At 44.1% G+C, this 15,985-nt stretch carries 20 protein-coding genes; 17 read left to right on the top strand and 3 right to left on the bottom strand.

Annotated features, from left to right (window positions below):
* Together ABJF92_RS06370 and ABJF92_RS06365 are read left to right on the top strand one after the other, a co-directional pair.
* Window positions 1–876 carry an alpha/beta fold hydrolase gene (locus ABJF92_RS06370; protein WP_446814971.1) on the top strand — a complete coding sequence of 292 codons (876 nt, stop codon included), beginning with the start codon at window positions 1–3 and terminating at the stop codon, window positions 874–876.
* On the top strand, window positions 869–1,696 hold the full coding sequence (locus tag ABJF92_RS06365; RefSeq protein WP_446814970.1) for a DUF4892 domain-containing protein: 828 nt from the start codon (window positions 869–871) through the stop codon (window positions 1,694–1,696). The genes ABJF92_RS06370 and ABJF92_RS06365 overlap by 8 nt, the downstream gene beginning before the upstream one ends.
* Window positions 1,697–1,700: 4 nt before the next feature.
* Here the strand turns inward: ABJF92_RS06365 and ABJF92_RS06360 are convergent, their stop codons facing one another.
* Window positions 1,701–2,294, bottom strand: coding sequence for a Maf family protein (locus ABJF92_RS06360; RefSeq protein WP_446814969.1), 594 nt, complete (start codon window positions 2,292–2,294; stop codon window positions 1,701–1,703).
* Between the two features lie 115 nt (window positions 2,295–2,409).
* Here ABJF92_RS06360 and ABJF92_RS06355 point away from each other — a divergent pair, with 115 nt between their 5' ends.
* From ABJF92_RS06355 to fabF, 7 genes are all read left to right on the top strand, one after another.
* Window positions 2,410–2,952, top strand: a complete 543-nt coding sequence (locus ABJF92_RS06355; RefSeq protein WP_446814968.1) for a YceD family protein — start codon at window positions 2,410–2,412, stop codon at window positions 2,950–2,952.
* A gap of 18 nt (window positions 2,953–2,970) precedes the next feature.
* Window positions 2,971–3,150 carry a 50S ribosomal protein L32 gene (gene rpmF / locus ABJF92_RS06350; protein ID WP_347984321.1) on the top strand — a complete coding sequence of 60 codons (180 nt, stop codon included), beginning with the start codon at window positions 2,971–2,973 and terminating at the stop codon, window positions 3,148–3,150.
* Window positions 3,151–3,161: 11 nt separating this feature from the next.
* Window positions 3,162–4,109, top strand: coding sequence for a fatty acid synthesis protein (locus ABJF92_RS06345; protein ID WP_446814967.1), 948 nt, complete (start codon window positions 3,162–3,164; stop codon window positions 4,107–4,109).
* Entirely contained in the window at window positions 4,109–5,032 is a 924-nt protein-coding gene (fabD, locus tag ABJF92_RS06340) for an ACP S-malonyltransferase (protein WP_446814966.1), read from the top strand. Before ABJF92_RS06345 ends, fabD begins: the two co-directional genes overlap by 1 nt.
* Window positions 5,033–5,068: 36 nt before the next feature.
* On the top strand, window positions 5,069–5,803 hold the full coding sequence (gene fabG / locus ABJF92_RS06335; RefSeq protein ID WP_446814965.1) for a 3-oxoacyl-ACP reductase FabG: 735 nt from the start codon (window positions 5,069–5,071) through the stop codon (window positions 5,801–5,803).
* Window positions 5,804–5,933: 130 nt separating this feature from the next.
* Window positions 5,934–6,167: an acyl carrier protein gene (acpP, locus tag ABJF92_RS06330; RefSeq protein ID WP_115896560.1), complete on the top strand. Its 234-nt coding sequence runs from the start codon at window positions 5,934–5,936 to the stop codon at window positions 6,165–6,167.
* Between the two features lie 105 nt (window positions 6,168–6,272).
* Complete coding sequence (gene fabF / locus ABJF92_RS06325) at window positions 6,273–7,514, top strand: beta-ketoacyl-ACP synthase II (RefSeq protein WP_446814964.1); 1,242 nt, start codon at window positions 6,273–6,275, stop codon at window positions 7,512–7,514.
* Window positions 7,515–7,548: 34 nt separating this feature from the next.
* Here fabF and ABJF92_RS06320 read toward each other — a convergent pair whose 3' ends face one another.
* The gene (locus ABJF92_RS06320) at window positions 7,549–7,956 is read right to left on the bottom strand and encodes a PA2817 family protein (RefSeq protein WP_446814963.1); all 408 of its coding nucleotides are present in this window, start codon (window positions 7,954–7,956) and stop codon (window positions 7,549–7,551) included.
* 60 nt (window positions 7,957–8,016) lie between these two features.
* Here ABJF92_RS06320 and ABJF92_RS06315 point away from each other — a divergent pair, with 60 nt between their 5' ends.
* Genes ABJF92_RS06315 through queF form a run of 3 tightly spaced genes read left to right on the top strand, consistent with a single transcriptional unit; the run spans window position 8,017 to window position 10,535 of the window.
* The gene (locus ABJF92_RS06315) at window positions 8,017–8,931 is read left to right on the top strand and encodes an ABC transporter ATP-binding protein (protein ID WP_446814962.1); all 915 of its coding nucleotides are present in this window, start codon (window positions 8,017–8,019) and stop codon (window positions 8,929–8,931) included.
* 4 nt (window positions 8,932–8,935) lie between these two features.
* Window positions 8,936–9,709 carry an ABC transporter permease gene (locus ABJF92_RS06310; protein WP_446814961.1) on the top strand — a complete coding sequence of 258 codons (774 nt, stop codon included), beginning with the start codon at window positions 8,936–8,938 and terminating at the stop codon, window positions 9,707–9,709.
* Window positions 9,710–9,719: 10 nt separating this feature from the next.
* On the top strand, window positions 9,720–10,535 hold the full coding sequence (gene queF, locus ABJF92_RS06305) for an NADPH-dependent 7-cyano-7-deazaguanine reductase QueF (protein ID WP_446814960.1): 816 nt from the start codon (window positions 9,720–9,722) through the stop codon (window positions 10,533–10,535).
* An 82-nt stretch (window positions 10,536–10,617) separates the two neighbouring features.
* On the opposite strand, the gene bcp is transcribed toward queF, so the two are convergent.
* Window positions 10,618–11,067, bottom strand: a complete 450-nt coding sequence (gene bcp, locus ABJF92_RS06300; protein ID WP_446814959.1) for a thioredoxin-dependent thiol peroxidase — start codon at window positions 11,065–11,067, stop codon at window positions 10,618–10,620.
* A 182-nt stretch (window positions 11,068–11,249) separates the two neighbouring features.
* On the opposite strand from bcp, the gene dapA reads away from it, so the two are divergent.
* From dapA to ABJF92_RS06275, 5 genes are all read left to right on the top strand, one after another.
* Entirely contained in the window at window positions 11,250–12,131 is an 882-nt protein-coding gene (dapA, locus tag ABJF92_RS06295) for a 4-hydroxy-tetrahydrodipicolinate synthase (protein WP_446814958.1), read from the top strand.
* Window positions 12,128–13,204 carry a hypothetical protein gene (locus tag ABJF92_RS06290; RefSeq protein ID WP_446814957.1) on the top strand — a complete coding sequence of 359 codons (1,077 nt, stop codon included), beginning with the start codon at window positions 12,128–12,130 and terminating at the stop codon, window positions 13,202–13,204. The genes dapA and ABJF92_RS06290 overlap by 4 nt, the downstream gene beginning before the upstream one ends.
* Window positions 13,205–13,240: 36 nt before the next feature.
* Window positions 13,241–13,957: a phosphoribosylaminoimidazolesuccinocarboxamide synthase gene (gene purC, locus ABJF92_RS06285; RefSeq protein WP_446814956.1), complete on the top strand. Its 717-nt coding sequence runs from the start codon at window positions 13,241–13,243 to the stop codon at window positions 13,955–13,957.
* 66 nt (window positions 13,958–14,023) lie between these two features.
* Window positions 14,024–15,268 (top strand): lipoprotein-releasing ABC transporter permease subunit, encoded by a 1,245-nt coding sequence (locus tag ABJF92_RS06280; protein WP_446814955.1) that lies wholly within the window; start codon window positions 14,024–14,026, stop codon window positions 15,266–15,268.
* A complete protein-coding gene (locus ABJF92_RS06275; protein ID WP_446814954.1) occupies window positions 15,261–15,947 on the top strand; it encodes an ABC transporter ATP-binding protein in 687 nt (228 codons plus the stop codon). Before ABJF92_RS06280 ends, ABJF92_RS06275 begins: the two co-directional genes overlap by 8 nt.
* Window positions 15,948–15,985: the final 38 nt, after the last annotated feature.

The following is a 15,985-nucleotide window of genomic DNA, read 5'->3' as shown; positions in this document are numbered from 1 at the left end:
ATGGAAGCTCAGCAGCTTGTATTTTCTTTGCCTCATACTCAACTGCGAGGCCAAAGTTGGTCGAATGATGAGAGTGATGCACCGGTATTGATTGCATTGCATGGATGGCTGGACAATGGTGCGAGCTTTCTGCAGTGCTTGCCTTACATTGGTGGCTATCGTTGTCTGGCAATTGATTTGGCGGGACACGGGCTTTCGGATCATAGGGGAAATGGTAGCTTTTATCATTTATGGGACTATGTTCAGGATGTGGTTTATCTCATTCGTCAGCAACAGGGGCCAGTGGTATTGTTAGGTCATAGTTTAGGCGGTGCTGTGGCGATTTTGGTGGCCGCCATCCTGCCTGAAAGTATCTCGAAACTTATCGTTTTGGATTCAGTAGGCCCCCTTGTTGAGAAAGCCACAGAAAGAGTTACTTCCTTAGTAAAAGCCATTAAGTCGATGCATGTTAATGCTGGCCGCAGCGTTAAGGGCTACGACTCTATGGACGCTATGATAATGGCTCGTAGTCAAGGTTTTACCTCCCTATCAATGGAGGCAGCGGAACATCTGGTTGTCCGAGGAAGCTATCAAGGCAGCGACGGCAAATGGTTCTGGCGCCATGATAGTGCTTTAAAATTTCCTTCTCCTTATAAAATGGACGAAGAAAGCGTGCGGGAATTCATGGCGAAGATTACTTGCCCTACGCTTATGCTGTTTGCAGAGCAGGGGTTGTTTTCATCCGACGATGTAAGGTTGCAAGAAAGAGTGGAACAAATACCTGTCGTGGTGACTAAGTGGTTACCGGGGAATCATCACTTTCATTTGGAACCCATAACGGCACCTGCTGTCAGGGCGGAAATCCAACGATTTATTAGGCAGAATAATTATGAATAAAACACCACAGGCCTTAGTTAAAAAAAGTTTAAAAATAACCTTTGTTGCAGCCTTGCTACTATCCTTACCAAAGCTTCATGCGGGAGTGGCAGACATTGCGCCTTATCAAGATGCTCAACTTATTAAAAGCTCAACAAAAGAAGATGTTTCTGTTGAAATTCCTCTTGGTGCAATAAAGCGTGCTGGGCGCGGCTGGGAGCCAGAAGAGGTGTTGCGAGTCAAGGCGGAAGCGTATCAGTCGCTCTATAAAATTCATCGTAATGCCGTGTTAGCGGATGTAGAGCGCTATTATCGAGACGCTATTGCAACTACTAATAACGCTGTGGTTTTTGAATGTCATAGTCGTGACTGTGGTAGCAGTAATGCTTGGGCGAATGACTTCTTTAAAGAATATTTGTTGTATGGTGGAGATCAAAACCAAACTTTGCTGGTAGTGCAAGAGGCTAGTGTTTATCAACTAATGTACCTAAACCGTCGAGGTACAGGGGACATTATGGTGCGTCTTGATGAAATCAAGATGGCGGCACCACAGGGTCTAGGTTTTGATCTGGTTGCTCAGATGGACGCCCAAGATGTGCCTCGCATTAGACGATTCTTGAATGATTTATCTGCTGGTGAAACGGTTGTAGCTTATGTTTCAGCCAAACAAGAAGGTGGATTGTCGGCGATCGCAAGAGCTGATCAATATATTTCAGACATATCCTTGGCACTGGGGCCAAGGCTAAGTGATAAGGTGCGCTTTTTGAATGTGGCTAATGTTGCTCGCGAGGAACTATCTGAAGGGCGTATCTCCTTTGTTTACGAGGACTTAAAAAATTAAGCTATTAGCTTAATGGGTTGATGCTGTTCTCTCTTAGTAGAGCGCAAAGGTCGATTAAGGGTAATCCAATCAAGCTGTTGGGATCATCTCCTGCCATTTTATCAAATAAAGTCACTCCCAGACCTTCACATTTAAAACTGCCAGCACAATCGAAAGGTTGCTCTAGTTGTACGTAGCGCTCGATTTCACTTAGCGTTAGTGCTCTAAAGTACACCTTGTAAACATTTAAGCGGTAGCTTTGCTGCTCTGTTTGGGTGTTATAAACGCCGAGCCCAGTTAAAAAGGACACCGCCTGACCACTAAAGCTTTGCAGTTGTTTAACGGCGGTTTGATGGTTCTTAGGTTTGCCAAGTATTTTGTTGTTGATCAAGGCAACTTGGTCTGAAGTGATAACGCAGTGAGCGTGCTCACTATTAAGTTGTTGACAAACACTTTGAGCTTTTTCTAAGGTTAAGCGCTGTACCAATTGTTCAGCAGATTCCTCTGCTTTAGGGGTTTCGTCTATGTCTGGATTCACGCAATCAAAGGGGATTCTGAGTCTTTCTAGGAGTGCTTTACGGTAGCTTGATGAAGAGCCTAAAACTAATTTTGGGGTCATAAAAATGCATCGTGATCTAAGAATGTTTGAAGATTTTACTCTTTTTCTGAATATATGCACAAAAACAGCGAAATAAATGGCTTTCAAGGCACTTAGACTTTGACAATAGGGCGGCTTGGCAATATTATTTGCCGCCATGTTGAATGACACATTACCTAAATATTTTGACCCTCGTAAATACGCTAACCATGAGTCAGCGATTGATGGGAATATACCCCTTAACCAGTTTAAGGAGCTATGTGCTCTCTTGGCGTCGGATGAGGGTGATGCTTTTATTCATCTAGACTTTAGAGTTGATGAGGATAGGCGCTACATTGCCACAGGTACATTAACAGCAAAGGTACAAATTGTGTGCCAGCGTTGTATGGGGCCTGTAGCACATGATCTGACGTTAGATTTATCCTTGGCATTCGTTTATGACGAAGACCATGCGAAAAATATACCGGCTGATTACGACCCTGTTGTCATGACCGATGGTGACGTAATCTTGGCAGATATGGTGGAACAAGAAATTATACTTGCTTTGCCTATTGTCGCTTATCACGAAGAAAGTGGTTGCAACCCAACAGCTGTAAAGTATGCCTCGTCTACCGATGACGCACCGGATGACGAAAAACCGAATCCATTTAGTATATTGGCTAAATTGAAAGCCAAGTAAAAGTTAGGAGCTCCAAAAATGGCAGTACAAAAAAGTAAAGTGACTCGTTCACGCCGCGGCCAACGCCGTTCACATGACGCTTTGACAGGCGCAACGCTCTCTGTAGAACAGACTACTGGTGAATTACACCGTCGTCATCACGTTTCTGCTGATGGTTTTTACCGTGGCCGTCAAGTTATCACTCCTAAAGGTGAGTAACTAAGATACCCATGATCAGGGTAGCTTTAGACGCTATGGGCGGGGACTTAGGTCCCCGCATTGCTTTTGAAGGCGCGCTCGAAGTGCTGTCTCAATACCCAGATATAGCGATCGATATATTTTATGCTCCAGATGTTCATCTTGAGCTTCCTGCGCCTCACGCGCGACTGTCCCTAATACCTTGCCATGATACAATTGCCGTTGATGAAGAGGTGACTCGCGGGCTATTTCGTCGTTGCGATAGTACCCTTTTTCAAGCGTTGACAAGTCTTAAGGAACAGCGCAGTAGTGTAGTGGTAACTATGGGAAATACTGGTGCTATGGTAGCCTTGGCTCGCCATGTACTGGGTTTGTTGCGACCTAAGCTTTACCCTGCGTTAATACGTGAATTGCATTCCAGGCCGCTGCGTTGTTTGGTGGATCTTGGTGCTAATGTCCATTGTCCCGCGACTATGTTGCAAGGTTTTGCGCAATTAGGGGCAGCTTATGTAGAAGCCTTGAGTGACGTACCGCCGCGCATTGGTTTGCTTAATGTCGGCGTCGAAAACTCAAAGGGTAGCTCTGTTATTAAAGAAGCGGACCGTCTTCTATCGGCAAAAAGCTGGCCAGTGTATTTAGGTTATGCCGAAGGTAGTGAGCTTTTTCATGGTGAAAAAAATGTCATTGTGTGTGATGGCATGGTTGGTAACGCAGTCTTAAAGGCCTCAGAAGGTTTACTTAAGTTCTTGCTAGGTCAGATTCAGTCTCTTGGTTCTAATACGCCTGGTTTTTTTGAGAGTTTTTACCAAACTGAACGCCGACATGGTGCCTGCTTAGTGGGTGTTGGTGGCAATTTGGTAAAAGGTCATGGTAGTTCTGATCGTGCGGCTATTGTCGGCGCGATTGAATATGGAATTGATATAGCGCGTGCGGATCTTTGTTCTGCAATTGATGCGCGCCTTTGTAATGAGGAAATGTAATGAATACTGAATTAGCGTTTGTTTTTCCGGGTCAAGGTTCTCAGCAGTTGGGAATGTTGGCGGATTTGGCTGAAAAACACGATGCAATAGGTCAAACCTTCGCTGAGGCATCTGAAGTGTTGGGTTATGATCTGTGGGATCTTGTGCAAAATGACGCTGAAAAGCTAAGTCAAACAGATAAAACTCAACCCGCTTTGCTAACGGCGAGTGTTGCTATTTGGCGTTTGTGGCAACAACTTGGTGGCGAGCAGCCTGCTTATGTTGCCGGTCACAGCCTAGGTGAGTATTCGGCGCTGGTGTGTGCAGGCGTGATCAAATTTACCGATGCTGTTGAATTGGTGAAGTTGCGTGGTGAGTTTATGCAAGCGGCAGTTCCTGCTGGTACTGGTGCTATGGCGGCTATTATCGGTTTGGCTGATGATCAGGTTGTCGCGGCTTGTAAGAGCGCTAACGGTATAGTTAGTGCGGTGAATTTTAATTCTCCGGGACAAGTGGTTATTGCTGGTCATGTCGCTGCCGTTGAAGAGGCTATGGCAAATGCTAAAGAGGCAGGCGCTAAACGTGCTCTGCCATTGCCAGTAAGTGTGCCTTCTCACTGTGAGCTGATGATCCCTGCTGGTAAAAAACTGGCTGAAAAACTAGAGTCTATTGAATTCAGCGCGCCGACTTGTACTTTGGTGCAAAATGTTACGGCTAAGGCTGTATCAGATGCAGCTATCATTAAGGCAAACCTAGTGTCTCAGCTGAGCGAGCCTGTATTATGGACGCAATCTGTAGAGTTGCTATCGGGTCTGGGTGTAACGTCTACCCTAGAGTGTGGCCCGGGTAAGGTCTTGAGTGGCTTGAATAAGCGCATCGTTAAAGGTTTGGGTGCCGCTTCGCTTGGCGATCTTGCGGGTCTTGAAGCGGCACTATCTGCTTAATCTAAGTGTTTAAAATTATTATATGGAGACAGTGATATGAGTCTTGAAGGAAAGATTGCGCTTGTAACAGGGGCAACTCGTGGTATTGGTAAAGCCATTGCAACCTTGCTGGCAGAGCAGGGAGCGACCGTAATCGGTACAGCGACCAGCGAAACTGGTGCTCAGAGTATCAGTGAGTACTTGGGTGGCAAGGGTAAAGGTTGGGTGCTCGATGTATCTTCTTCCGAATCTGTTGACGCTGTGATCAAAGAGATTAATGCGGCTTATGGTGCACCAACGATTTTGGTGAACAATGCGGGCATTACTCGTGATAACTTAATGATGCGAATGAAGGAAGATGAATGGGAGCAAGTGGTAAACACTAACCTGACATCTGTTTTCCGTGTTACCAAGGCTTGTTTGCGTGGCATGACTAAAGCGAAATTTGGTCGTGTAATCAGCATTAGTTCTGTTGTTGGTTCTATGGGCAACGGTGGGCAAACTAACTACTCAGCTGCAAAAGCTGGTTTGGAAGGTTTTAGTCGTTCATTGGCGGCAGAAATCGCTTCACGTGGCATCACTATTAACTGTGTTGCTCCAGGCTTCATTGAAACTGATATGACTAAGGTGTTGCCAGAAGAGCATAAGGCTAAATTAGTCGAAAAAGTTCCTTCTGCACGTCTTGGTCAACCCGAAGAAATTGCGGCGGCTGTCGCATTTTTAGCGTCTTCTGGCGCTGCATATATCACTGGTGAAACGTTGCATGTCAACGGCGGTATGTATATGTCGTAATTTGTGTTGAATTTTTGATTCAATTCAACGAAAATACAGGTCTGGTTCTTGTTGTGAATCACACCGTATAGGTAAGAATATTATAATATGCTCACAATGAGCTGTTAACCGAGTAGAGTAGGAACTTCTAATGAGTAGCATTGAAGAACGCGTTAAAAAAATCGTTTGCGAACAACTAGGTGTTAAAGAGGAAGAGGTTGTTAGTTCAGCATCTTTCGTTGATGACTTGGGTGCCGATTCCCTAGACACAGTTGAGCTAGTTATGGCTCTTGAAGAGGAATTCGATACTGAAATTCCTGATGAAGAAGCAGAAAAAATCACCACTGTACAAGCAGCGAACGACTACATCAACGCTAACTTGTAATATCTTGGTGAACTGAGTTTCCCGAAAAGCCGCTTGTATTCCGTACAGCGGCTTTTCTTATTGATAGCCCTTTAAGTTTTTTGGGCATTTTACTGGAGGAGTTCTATGTCTCGTCGTCGGGTTGTGGTCACAGGTTTGGGTATGGTGACGCCCCTTGGCAACAATGTGAAGGATACGTGGGATAATGTATTAGAAGGCAAAAGTGGCGTTTCTGACATTACATCTTTTGATACCAGCTTATTTTCCACGCGCTTTGCAGCACAAGTAAGCGATTTTGATGCCACTCAATATATGAGTGTGAAAGAAGCTCGTAAAATGGATCTATTCATTCAATACGGTATTGCCGCTACAGTGCAAGCCCTTGAAGATTCAGGCATCAATGAAGACAGCACGAATTTATCTCGAGTAGGATGCGCGATAGGTTCTGGCATTGGTGGTCTACCAATGATCGAAAAGAACCTTGAATTATTAAATGAATCTGGCCCAAAGCGTATTTCGCCTTTCTTTGTACCAGGTGCCATTATAAATATGATTTCAGGTCATGTAGCCATTCGTTTTGGCTTCAAAGGACCGAATATTTCTATTGTGACGGCTTGTACGACAGGTACTCATAATATCGGTATAGCCGGCAGAATGATTGCCTATGGTGATGCCGATGTGATGATTGCCGGTGGTGCAGAAATGGCCATCACTCCGTTGGGGATTGGTGGTTTCGGAGCGGCAAGAGCGCTTTCCACTCGAAATGACGACCCTAAAACAGCGAGTCGTCCCTGGGATAAAAACCGTGAAGGTTTTGTTATGGGGGATGGTGCAGGTATCTTGGTACTAGAAGAGTATGAGCATGCTGTTGCTCGTGGCGCGACGATTTATGCTGAACTAGCAGGTTTTGGTATGAGTGACGATGCTCACCATATGACCGCGCCGCCAGTGAGTGGTGAAGGAGCTGCCTCAGCTATGCGGGCAGCCTTAATCGATGCTGATATTCCTGCCCACAAAGTAGATTATATTAATGCCCACGGCACGTCGACGCCGGCAGGGGATTTGGCGGAAACCCAGGCCGTCAAGTCTGTGTTGGGTGAAGATGCTTCTGATGTTGCTATCAGCTCAACCAAGTCAATGATAGGGCACTTGCTAGGGGCTTCTGGTGCAGTGGAGTCAATCTTTTCTATCTTGGCCATTCGTGACCAAGTCGCGCCTCCGACCATTAACTTGGAAGAACCCGGTGAAGGCTGCGATCTGAATTATGTTCCTTTTACCCCGCAAAAGCGCAAAATAGAGGTGGTATTAAACAACTCATTTGGCTTTGGTGGCACGAACGGAACCTTGGTGTTCAAGAAAGTTTCTTGAAGCCGGTAAGGGTGAGAGCTTCTCGCCCTTTATCTTAATGCACTGGTAAGGAGTCACCCCTTAAGGTGGCAATTTCTTTAGCAATATCGTATGGGGTATTTTGTGCCTCTAGTGCATAAAGTTGGTCTTCTAACTGTTGGTAAAGTGCCATTTCTTCATCACCTAAAAAGTGTAAGCATTCGCCACCGACAAACCAAAGTAACTCGCGCTTAATGAGTGGCACTAGGTTCGCATAACAGCGGATAAAACGAGACAATAAATCTTGCGCTTCAAAGGTGTAATCAGGGCTGCTGGACTCGATCGACGTCATTAATACATCCCATTTTTCCAGAAAATCTTCTTCCTCTGGGCTAAGGTCTGTTTGATCGAATGGGGAGTGTTCAGAAATACGCTGGCGTAAGTCTGCAAAGGCATCATAGATATATTGTGTACGAGATTCCACGTAAAACCCTATTTAATAAATAACTGCTAAATCGGCAAGTGCCGTATGAGAGCTGTAATTATGACATATGCAATTGAAATAAGTGACCTAAAAAAACGTTATGAAGGGGGCTTTGAGGCATTAAAAGGTATCAACTTACAGGTAGAAAAGGGCGACTTTTTTGCTTTGCTTGGCCCTAATGGTGCGGGTAAGTCCACCACTATAGGTATTTTATGTTCTTTGGTGAATAAAACTTCAGGCAAGGTGTCCATCTTTGGGGCGGATATTGATAAAGATTTTGCGCTGGCTAAAAAACATCTTGGTGTGGTGCCGCAAGAATTTAACTTTAATGTTTTTGAAACAGTTTTCAATGTGGTGGTTACCCAGGCTGGTTTTTATGGCATTAGCCAAGAAGTGGCTAAAGTTCGTGCTGAAAAATACCTTAAGCAGCTAGATTTATGGGATAAGCGTAACGAGCAATCCCGCACCCTTTCTGGTGGTATGAAACGACGCTTGATGATTGCTAGGGCTTTAATTCATGAGCCGCAAGTCTTGATATTGGATGAACCAACTGCTGGGGTGGATATTGAGTTGCGCCGTTCTATGTGGGCGTTTATTAAGAAGCTAAATGAACAAGGCGTAACCATTATACTTACTACCCACTACCTCGAAGAAGCCGAGCAATTGTGCCGCAATATTGCCATCATTAATGCGGGTGAGATTGTTGAAAATACCAGTGTTAAAGCCTTATTAAAAACCTTGAGTTGTGAAACTTTTATTTTAGACCTAGATGCCCCATTGCCGTCTGGATTTGAAGTTCCCAACTTCACCTTAAGCGCCAATGAAGCTGCGCAAAATGTTGAGATTGAAGTCATCAAAGGGCAGTCCATTAATGATATTTTTCGTGCCTTGGATGCCGTGTCCATCAAGGTCTTGAGTATGCGAAATAAGTCGAATCGACTAGAAGAATTGTTCGTCAAACTAATTAAGGGTTAACTACATGAAAAACTCTGAGATCTGGATTGCCTTCTATACCATCTTGGTTAGAGAAATACGCAGGTTTACTCGTATTTGGCCGCAAACCTTACTACCACCCGCCATTACTATGTCGTTATATTTCGCTATTTTCGGCAACTTCATTGGTGATCGTATTGGCCTGATGGACGGCTTCAGCTATATGCAATACATAGTGCCGGGATTGATTATGATGTCGGTTATTACCAACTCCTATTCCAATGTTTCTTCGTCTTTTTTTTCCGCGAAGTTTCAGCACAGTATCCAAGAACTGTTGGTCTCACCGACGCCTAACTGGGTTATTTTGATGGGCTATGTGTTGGGTGGTGTGGCCCGTGGTTTATGTGTCGGCTTTATCGTTACCTTGCTTTCTTTGTTCTTCACTCAACTGTCCATTGAAAACCTTTTTATTACCGTGTTGGTGATCTTCTTGACCGCTGTAATGTTTTCTTTAGGTGGCTTCGTGAATGGTATTTATGCCAAAAGCTTTGACGATGTTTCCATCGTACCGACATTTATCCTCACCCCATTAACCTATTTGGGTGGGGTGTTTTATTCGATTAGTTTACTACCTGACTTTTGGCAGGGCTTTTCTTTGTTAAACCCTGTCTTGTATATGGTGAATGCTTTCCGTTATGGCATTCTGGGTGTGTCTGACATTAATGTTTATTGGGCCTTAATCATGGTCTTGGTGTTTATTGTAGTGTTTTTTTGGTATGGCCTTTACCTGTTAAATCGTGGGCAAGGCATTAGAAGTTAAGGAAGTATGTATGGGCTTTTTACCCTTAGGTCAGCAAACGGAGTATGTTGCTGAGTATGATGCAGGGTTGCTTTATCCCATTGCGCGAGTCGATAAATGGTCAGAAATGGGGATTTCATCTGAAGGCTTGCCTTTTTATGGTGAAGATATTTGGAATGCTTATGAACTATCTTGGCTTAATAGCAAAGGTAAGCCGATTGTTGCGCTAGCAGAGTTCCGTATTCCCCACGACTCACCTAATATTATAGAGTCCAAATCCTTCAAACTGTACTTAAACTCATTAAACCAAATGCGTTATGAGGATCAATATGCAGTGCAGGCTTTGCTAGAAAGAGATTTGTCAAAGGTGGCGGGTGCGCAAGTTAGCGTAAAAATACGCGATGTAAATGCCCTAGAAACCTTGGTTATTCTCACGCCCGACTATTGTATCGATGATTTGGATATCGAAGTCAATGATTATCACCCTAGTGCGGATTTATTAACGAATGATACTCATGGACAGATGGTTGAGGAACGCTTAGTCAGTCACTTACTTAAATCTAATTGCCCTGTGACCAATCAGCCAGATTGGGGGTCTGTGTTTATCGAGTATTCTGGCCGCAAAATTGATCATGAAAATTTATTGAAATACATCGTGTCTTTTCGTGAACATACGGATTTTCATGAGCAATGTGTCGAGCGTATTTTTATCGACATCATGCGTCAATGTCAGCCAGAAAGTTTATTGGTTTATGCGCGATATGTGCGCCGAGGTGGTCTGGATATTAATCCGTATCGTTCAACCACAGATCAGCGAATGGGCAATGATCGACTAACTAGGCAGTAGTTCAGATGAGAATTGACTAGAGAAATGAAATTGTTTGGGGCAAGGTGAGATAATCATCTTGCCCCAAACTTTATTGCTAGCGTTAGTTTAAGATTTGAGCGGTATGTTCTTTGGTTTTTACCTTGCTAATAATGTCGCTGATTACGCCGTTTTCATCGATGATGAATGTAGTTCGAACGGTGCCCATGAACTCTTTGCCCATGAACTTTTTAAGCTGCCAAGTATCATATAGCTCGTGAACTTCGCGCTCAGTGTCGGCAATCAATGGGAAGGGAAGTTCATGTTTAGCGATAAAGTTCTGGTGACGCTTCTCAGTATCGGTGCTCACCCCAAGTACGACATAACCTTGGTCAAATAGCGCTTGATAGTTATCACGCAAGTTACAAGCTTGGGCAGTACAACCTGGCGTTGAATCTTTTGGGTAAAAATATAAAACGACTTTTTTGCCTTTAAACTGACTTAAAGTGATGTCTTTACCATGTTCATCTTTTGCAGTGAAATCTGGTGCTATTTGGCCAATTTCTAGGGTCATTAGGTTACTCTCCGTTCGGATAAAATCTTTTCAATATTATTAGCTTAACAATTCCAACCGAAAAAATCCCGCAGATCCAATTTTCTTGTGGTTTTACTCCCGCTTTACCCTTCTCATTATTGTGTAAGGAGAAGCCGAACGGTAATATAGGCGCGCTTATTATTTTTTATTGGAGACTTGAAATGATCACAGGTAGTTTAGTCGCTCTCATCACCCCAATGCTGTCGAGTGGAGCGGTAGATACTAAAAAATTAGATGATCTGATTGAGTTCCATATTCACTCTGGCACCCACGGCATTGTAGCAGTGGGTACCACTGGTGAATCTTCCACCCTTACGACTAAAGAACACGCTGATGTGATTCGACAAGTTGTGCGTACTGTAAATGGTCGCATCCCCGTCATCGCAGGCACCGGTGCGAACGCGACCCACGAAGCGATTGATTTGACTCTTGCTGCGAAGGAAGCCGGTGCTGATGCTTGTTTACTGGTCACGCCTTATTACAACAAGCCAACACAAGAAGGTTTGTTCCAGCATTTCAAAACCATTGCTGAAGCTGTGGATATACCTCAAATTTTATACAATGTTCCAGGACGTACCGCTTGTGATATGAGCAATGAAACCGTTGTTCGGTTATCGAAAATTTCTAATATTGTTGGCGTGAAAGATGCCACAGGGGACCTAGCCCGCGGCAAAGCGCTAATTGCGGCTGTGGAAGATGACTTTGCGGTATATTCTGGTGATGACCCAACTGCGGTTGATCTTATGTTGCTAGGCGGTAAAGGGAATATTTCTGTGACGGCAAACGTTGCTCCAACCAGTGTTTCTAAAGCTGCCGAGCTGGCGATTGCTGGTGATAAAGCGTCCGCTTATGCGGCAGATGATCTCATCAAACCTTTGCATGAAAAATTATTCGTTGAGTCTAACCCCATCCCTGTTAAATGGGCATGTAGTCAGTTAGATCTCTGCGAAGAGGCGATACGCTTGCCTTTGACTGTGCTTTCAGATGACAAAAAAGCGACTGTTAAGCAGGCAATGATTGATGCTGGAGCTCTTGTGCTATGAAGAAATTGACTTCGACTATGGTTACCCTTGCAAGTACTGGTTTATTGCTAACAGGTTGTAGCAGCTTCCTAACAGACCATGCAGATGATTACCAAGATGGTATTGATCAAAATACTGCGTTGATCGTTCCAGAAGGTTCCGCTTCTCTCGAAGATAGTTTGGTCATCCCAAACGAGGGAGCCGTAGCAGACTTGCAACAAAAGACAGAATTTGTGGCGCCAAGAGCCCCTTTCTTGTATCAGTCCATGGCCAAAGTTGTCATGACAGAAAAACAGGATGCGGTTGAGTATGTTTTTCCTGCCGATGTTAGACAAAGTAAAAAAATTATTGAAGATTTCATGTCTAGCTTTGACGTGTCAGAAGCTCCTCTAGCAACTGATACTGACTCCAGGATTGTAACAACACCGATTCCATTGGTAGAGCAAGGCCGTTGGCGTTCCTTATGGAGTAAAATAACCCGAGTTTACCCGAGTAAAACTGCTTTTTCTTTTGTCTTGCTTCCTCAAGAAAATGCTTCCACTTTAGTTAAGATGCAGATGCGTGAAGTATCAGAAGAGGGTCAGGTTGGTGAGTGGGTAAGTCCAGCTATCGATTTGAATACTTATGGTATGGCGATCAAATTATGGGGAACCATTGGGCGCAAGCTTGATCAAAACTCAGCGTATTTGTCCGAAAGTAACAAGCAAGTTGACCCATCACCAATCTGGATTAATGGATCTGGCATGTTTGCCGCTTATCTAGGAAAAAAAGCGACTGCTAAGCAGGCCCAACAAGAAATTCTTGATGCCGGGTTATATTTAATAGGCGAAGGAAACCAATTGGCTGTTGTTCCTGAGGATGAAATCGCCAAAGTCGGTGATGTAGTCGCTTTAGAAGTGCCTGTTGGTAAAGGTAAAACGCAAAAACTTTTTAATGTATATCGCCGAAACTTAGATGATGTTAATTGGGAAGAGCGAATCTATCCCTACAAAATAGAGCGTCAAGCGGCGGGTGACTTTTTGGTGATCGATGTTTCTGTTGCAAAAAATCAGCAGTTAACATCCTATTTCTTCGCTAAAAAATTTTTAAAATAACGAACAATTTAACACAAGCAAACCGGAGACCTTCTAATGGAAAAGCGACAAGAGCTGTATGCAGGAAAAGCCAAATCTGTTTTTCGTACAGATGACCCTGATAAAATGGTTCTAGTATTTCGTGATGATACCTCTGCATTTGATGGCAAAAAAGTAGAGCAACTAGATCGTAAAGGCATGGTGAATAATAAGTTCAATGCGTTCATTATGTCCAAATTGCAAGCAGCAGGAATTCCAACGCATTTCGAAAAGCTCCTTTCAGATACCGAATGTCTTGTTAAGTGCTTAGACATGATGCCGGTTGAATGTGTTGTACGAAATGTCGCTGCTGGTAGCTTGTGTCGTCGATTAGGTGTGGAAGAAGGTCAAACTTTGACACCACCAACCTTTGAGCTGTTTTTAAAGGATGACGCTTTAGGTGACCCTATGATCAACGAATCCCATGTTGAATCTTTTGGATGGGCGAAAGCTGAACATTTACAGAAAGCGAAGGAGTTGACGTATAAAGTAAATGACGTATTGAAGCAGTTGTTTGCAGAGGGTGGCATGATTCTGGTTGACTACAAGCTGGAATTTGGTGTGTTTAAAGGTGAAGTGGTATTGGGTGACGAGTTCTCGCCAGATGGCTGTCGCTTGTGGGATGCGGACACGAAAGAGAAGTTAGATAAAGACCGCTTCCGTCAAGGTCTAGGTGGTGTTATTGAAGCCTATGAAGATGTCGGTCGTAGAATAGGCATTGATTTCGACGCCTAATATTTTAATGATCTTGTTAAAAATGAAGGAGCTTTTGCTCCTTCACTTGCCTTAAAGGATCTATTCTTGATTAATTTTCTCCCTGTGGCCATTGGCTTACGCTACGCCCGTGCTAAGCGCTCAAATCATTTTATTTCATTCATCAGTTTTTCTTCAATCGCAGGCCTAGCATTAGGTGTTGCCGTGCTCATTACGGTGCTTTCGGTCATGAATGGTTTTGATAGAGAGTTACGTCAACGCATTTTAGGTATGGTCCCTCACGCTACCTTATGGGGAACACCGACACTTGAAAATTGGCGTGAGACGGCTGAGCAAGTTTCACAGTTGCCTGGTGTTATTGGTGTCGCCCCACACACCCAAGCTCAAGTTATGTTTCAATCTGGCTCTAGTGTTCATGGCGCCTTATTAAATGGTATTGATCCGAGGATGGAGAAAAAAGTCTCTATTATAGGTGATAATATGAAGTCTGGCTCACTCGAAGCGCTAAATGATGGTCGCTTTGGTATTGTTTTGGGTGCTCAATTAGCCAAAACTCTTAGGGTTGGTTTGGGCGACAAAGTAACCGCTATTCTGCCTCAAGCAAATGTGTCGATCGCTGGCATAGCGCCTGTGCTTAAGCGATTTACATTAGTCGGCACCTTTGAGGTAGGGGCAGAGTTGGATAGCAGTTTGGCTTATATCAATTATCAAGATGCCGCCAAACTTAAACGCTACCAAAAAGATCAGGTGGAAGCGTTGCGCATTTCTTTTGATGACTTGTTTGTGGCCCCCAGCAAAATCTGGGAGATCGCCCGTGCAGTTCCCGGTCAAAATAGAGTGAGCGACTGGACTCGTACTCATGGCAACTTATTCCAAGCCATTAAAATGGAAAAGACCATGATAGGCTTGTTGTTGCTGCTTATCGTTGCCGTAGCCGCATTTAATATCGTCTCAACCTTGGTGATGGTCGTTACGGATAAGCGTAATGATATTGCCATTTTGAGAACCATGGGCCTAACCTCGGGGCAGGTGATGTGGGTCTTTATTGTTCAAGGTGTGTTTATCGGTATGTTAGGTACCCTCATTGGCGTTTTGCTTGGGGTAACTCTTGCTTTAAATGTCAGCGATATTATTGCTGGCATTCAGAGCTTACTGGACGTCCAGTTCCTAAATGCTGATGTGTATTTCATTAATTATTTGCCCTCTGAGTTAGTTTGGTCTGATGTGCGTTTTATTGTGATCTGTGCTTTTGTGATGACCGTCGCTGCTACTATTTATCCAGCTTGGCGCGCTTCGAAAGTGGAACCTGCGGAGGCTCTAAGATATGAATGATACAGTCGTAATTGAGTGCCAAGGGCTTTCTAAGCAATACCAAGATGGAAAGCGAACGGTTGAGGTTTTTAAATCCATTGAGCTTTCGGTACGTCGTGGTGAAGCTTGCGCCATTGTGGGAGCTTCTGGCTCAGGCAAAACGACTTTGCTTAACTTATTAGCGGGCTTGGATTTGGCGAGCGGTGGAGATGTAAAGCTAGCGGGTCAGTCTTGGTCCTCAATGGGGGATGCTAAGCGCTCTAAGATGCGTAATAAGCAAATGGGTTTTGTCTATCAATTTCATCATCTATTGCCAGAATTCAGTGCTCTAGAAAATGTCATGATGCCTATGTGGATTGCTTCTAGTAATAAGCAGCAGGCCAAGAAAGATGCTGAAAAGCTTATGGAACAAGTTGGCTTAGCTGAGCGCTTACATCATAAGCCTTCACAGTTATCTGGCGGTGAACGCCAGCGTGTGGCCATTGCCAGAGCATTAGCAAATACGCCTGCCTGTGTGTTGATGGATGAGCCAACAGGTAACTTAGATGAGTCCACATCATTGGAAATTCAAAAGCTTATCACTGAGCTAAAAGAGCGTCACAATATGGCTTTCTTGGTGGTAACCCATGATGAAAAAATGTTGGACTGGATGGACAGTGCTTACAGGCTTTCTAAGGGTGATCTAGAGCAGCTAAAGTAAGGTTAAGTGAATTTAAAAAAGCCACTTCAAAATTGAAG

Source organism: Marinomonas sp. (assembly GCF_039940335.1).
In the GTDB taxonomy this organism is placed as follows: domain Bacteria; phylum Pseudomonadota; class Gammaproteobacteria; order Pseudomonadales; family Marinomonadaceae; genus Marinomonas.
The sequence above is the reverse complement of the archived record's forward strand: the minus strand, read 5'-3'. Positions and strand labels throughout refer to the sequence as shown.

What these genes read in the sequence shown, in the direction of transcription:
- ABJF92_RS06370 (WP_446814971.1), top strand. Translation starts at nt 1, where the DNA reads ATGGAAGCTCAGCAGCTTGTATTTTCTTTGCCTCATACTCAACTGCGA.
- ABJF92_RS06365 (WP_446814970.1), top strand. Translation starts at nt 869, where the DNA reads ATGAATAAAACACCACAGGCCTTAGTTAAAAAAAGTTTAAAAATAACC.
- ABJF92_RS06360 (WP_446814969.1), bottom strand. Translation starts at nt 2,294, where the DNA reads ATGACCCCAAAATTAGTTTTAGGCTCTTCATCAAGCTACCGTAAAGCA.
- rpmF (WP_347984321.1), top strand. Translation starts at nt 2,971, where the DNA reads ATGGCAGTACAAAAAAGTAAAGTGACTCGTTCACGCCGCGGCCAACGC.
- ABJF92_RS06345 (WP_446814967.1), top strand. Translation starts at nt 3,162, where the DNA reads ATGATCAGGGTAGCTTTAGACGCTATGGGCGGGGACTTAGGTCCCCGC.
- fabD (WP_446814966.1), top strand. Translation starts at nt 4,109, where the DNA reads ATGAATACTGAATTAGCGTTTGTTTTTCCGGGTCAAGGTTCTCAGCAG.
- fabG (WP_446814965.1), top strand. Translation starts at nt 5,069, where the DNA reads ATGAGTCTTGAAGGAAAGATTGCGCTTGTAACAGGGGCAACTCGTGGT.
- acpP (WP_115896560.1), top strand. Translation starts at nt 5,934, where the DNA reads ATGAGTAGCATTGAAGAACGCGTTAAAAAAATCGTTTGCGAACAACTA.
- fabF (WP_446814964.1), top strand. Translation starts at nt 6,273, where the DNA reads ATGTCTCGTCGTCGGGTTGTGGTCACAGGTTTGGGTATGGTGACGCCC.
- ABJF92_RS06315 (WP_446814962.1), top strand. Translation starts at nt 8,017, where the DNA reads ATGACATATGCAATTGAAATAAGTGACCTAAAAAAACGTTATGAAGGG.
- ABJF92_RS06310 (WP_446814961.1), top strand. Translation starts at nt 8,936, where the DNA reads ATGAAAAACTCTGAGATCTGGATTGCCTTCTATACCATCTTGGTTAGA.
- queF (WP_446814960.1), top strand. Translation starts at nt 9,720, where the DNA reads ATGGGCTTTTTACCCTTAGGTCAGCAAACGGAGTATGTTGCTGAGTAT.
- bcp (WP_446814959.1), bottom strand. Translation starts at nt 11,067, where the DNA reads ATGACCCTAGAAATTGGCCAAATAGCACCAGATTTCACTGCAAAAGAT.
- dapA (WP_446814958.1), top strand. Translation starts at nt 11,250, where the DNA reads ATGATCACAGGTAGTTTAGTCGCTCTCATCACCCCAATGCTGTCGAGT.
- ABJF92_RS06290 (WP_446814957.1), top strand. Translation starts at nt 12,128, where the DNA reads ATGAAGAAATTGACTTCGACTATGGTTACCCTTGCAAGTACTGGTTTA.
- purC (WP_446814956.1), top strand. Translation starts at nt 13,241, where the DNA reads ATGGAAAAGCGACAAGAGCTGTATGCAGGAAAAGCCAAATCTGTTTTT.
- ABJF92_RS06275 (WP_446814954.1), top strand. Translation starts at nt 15,261, where the DNA reads ATGAATGATACAGTCGTAATTGAGTGCCAAGGGCTTTCTAAGCAATAC.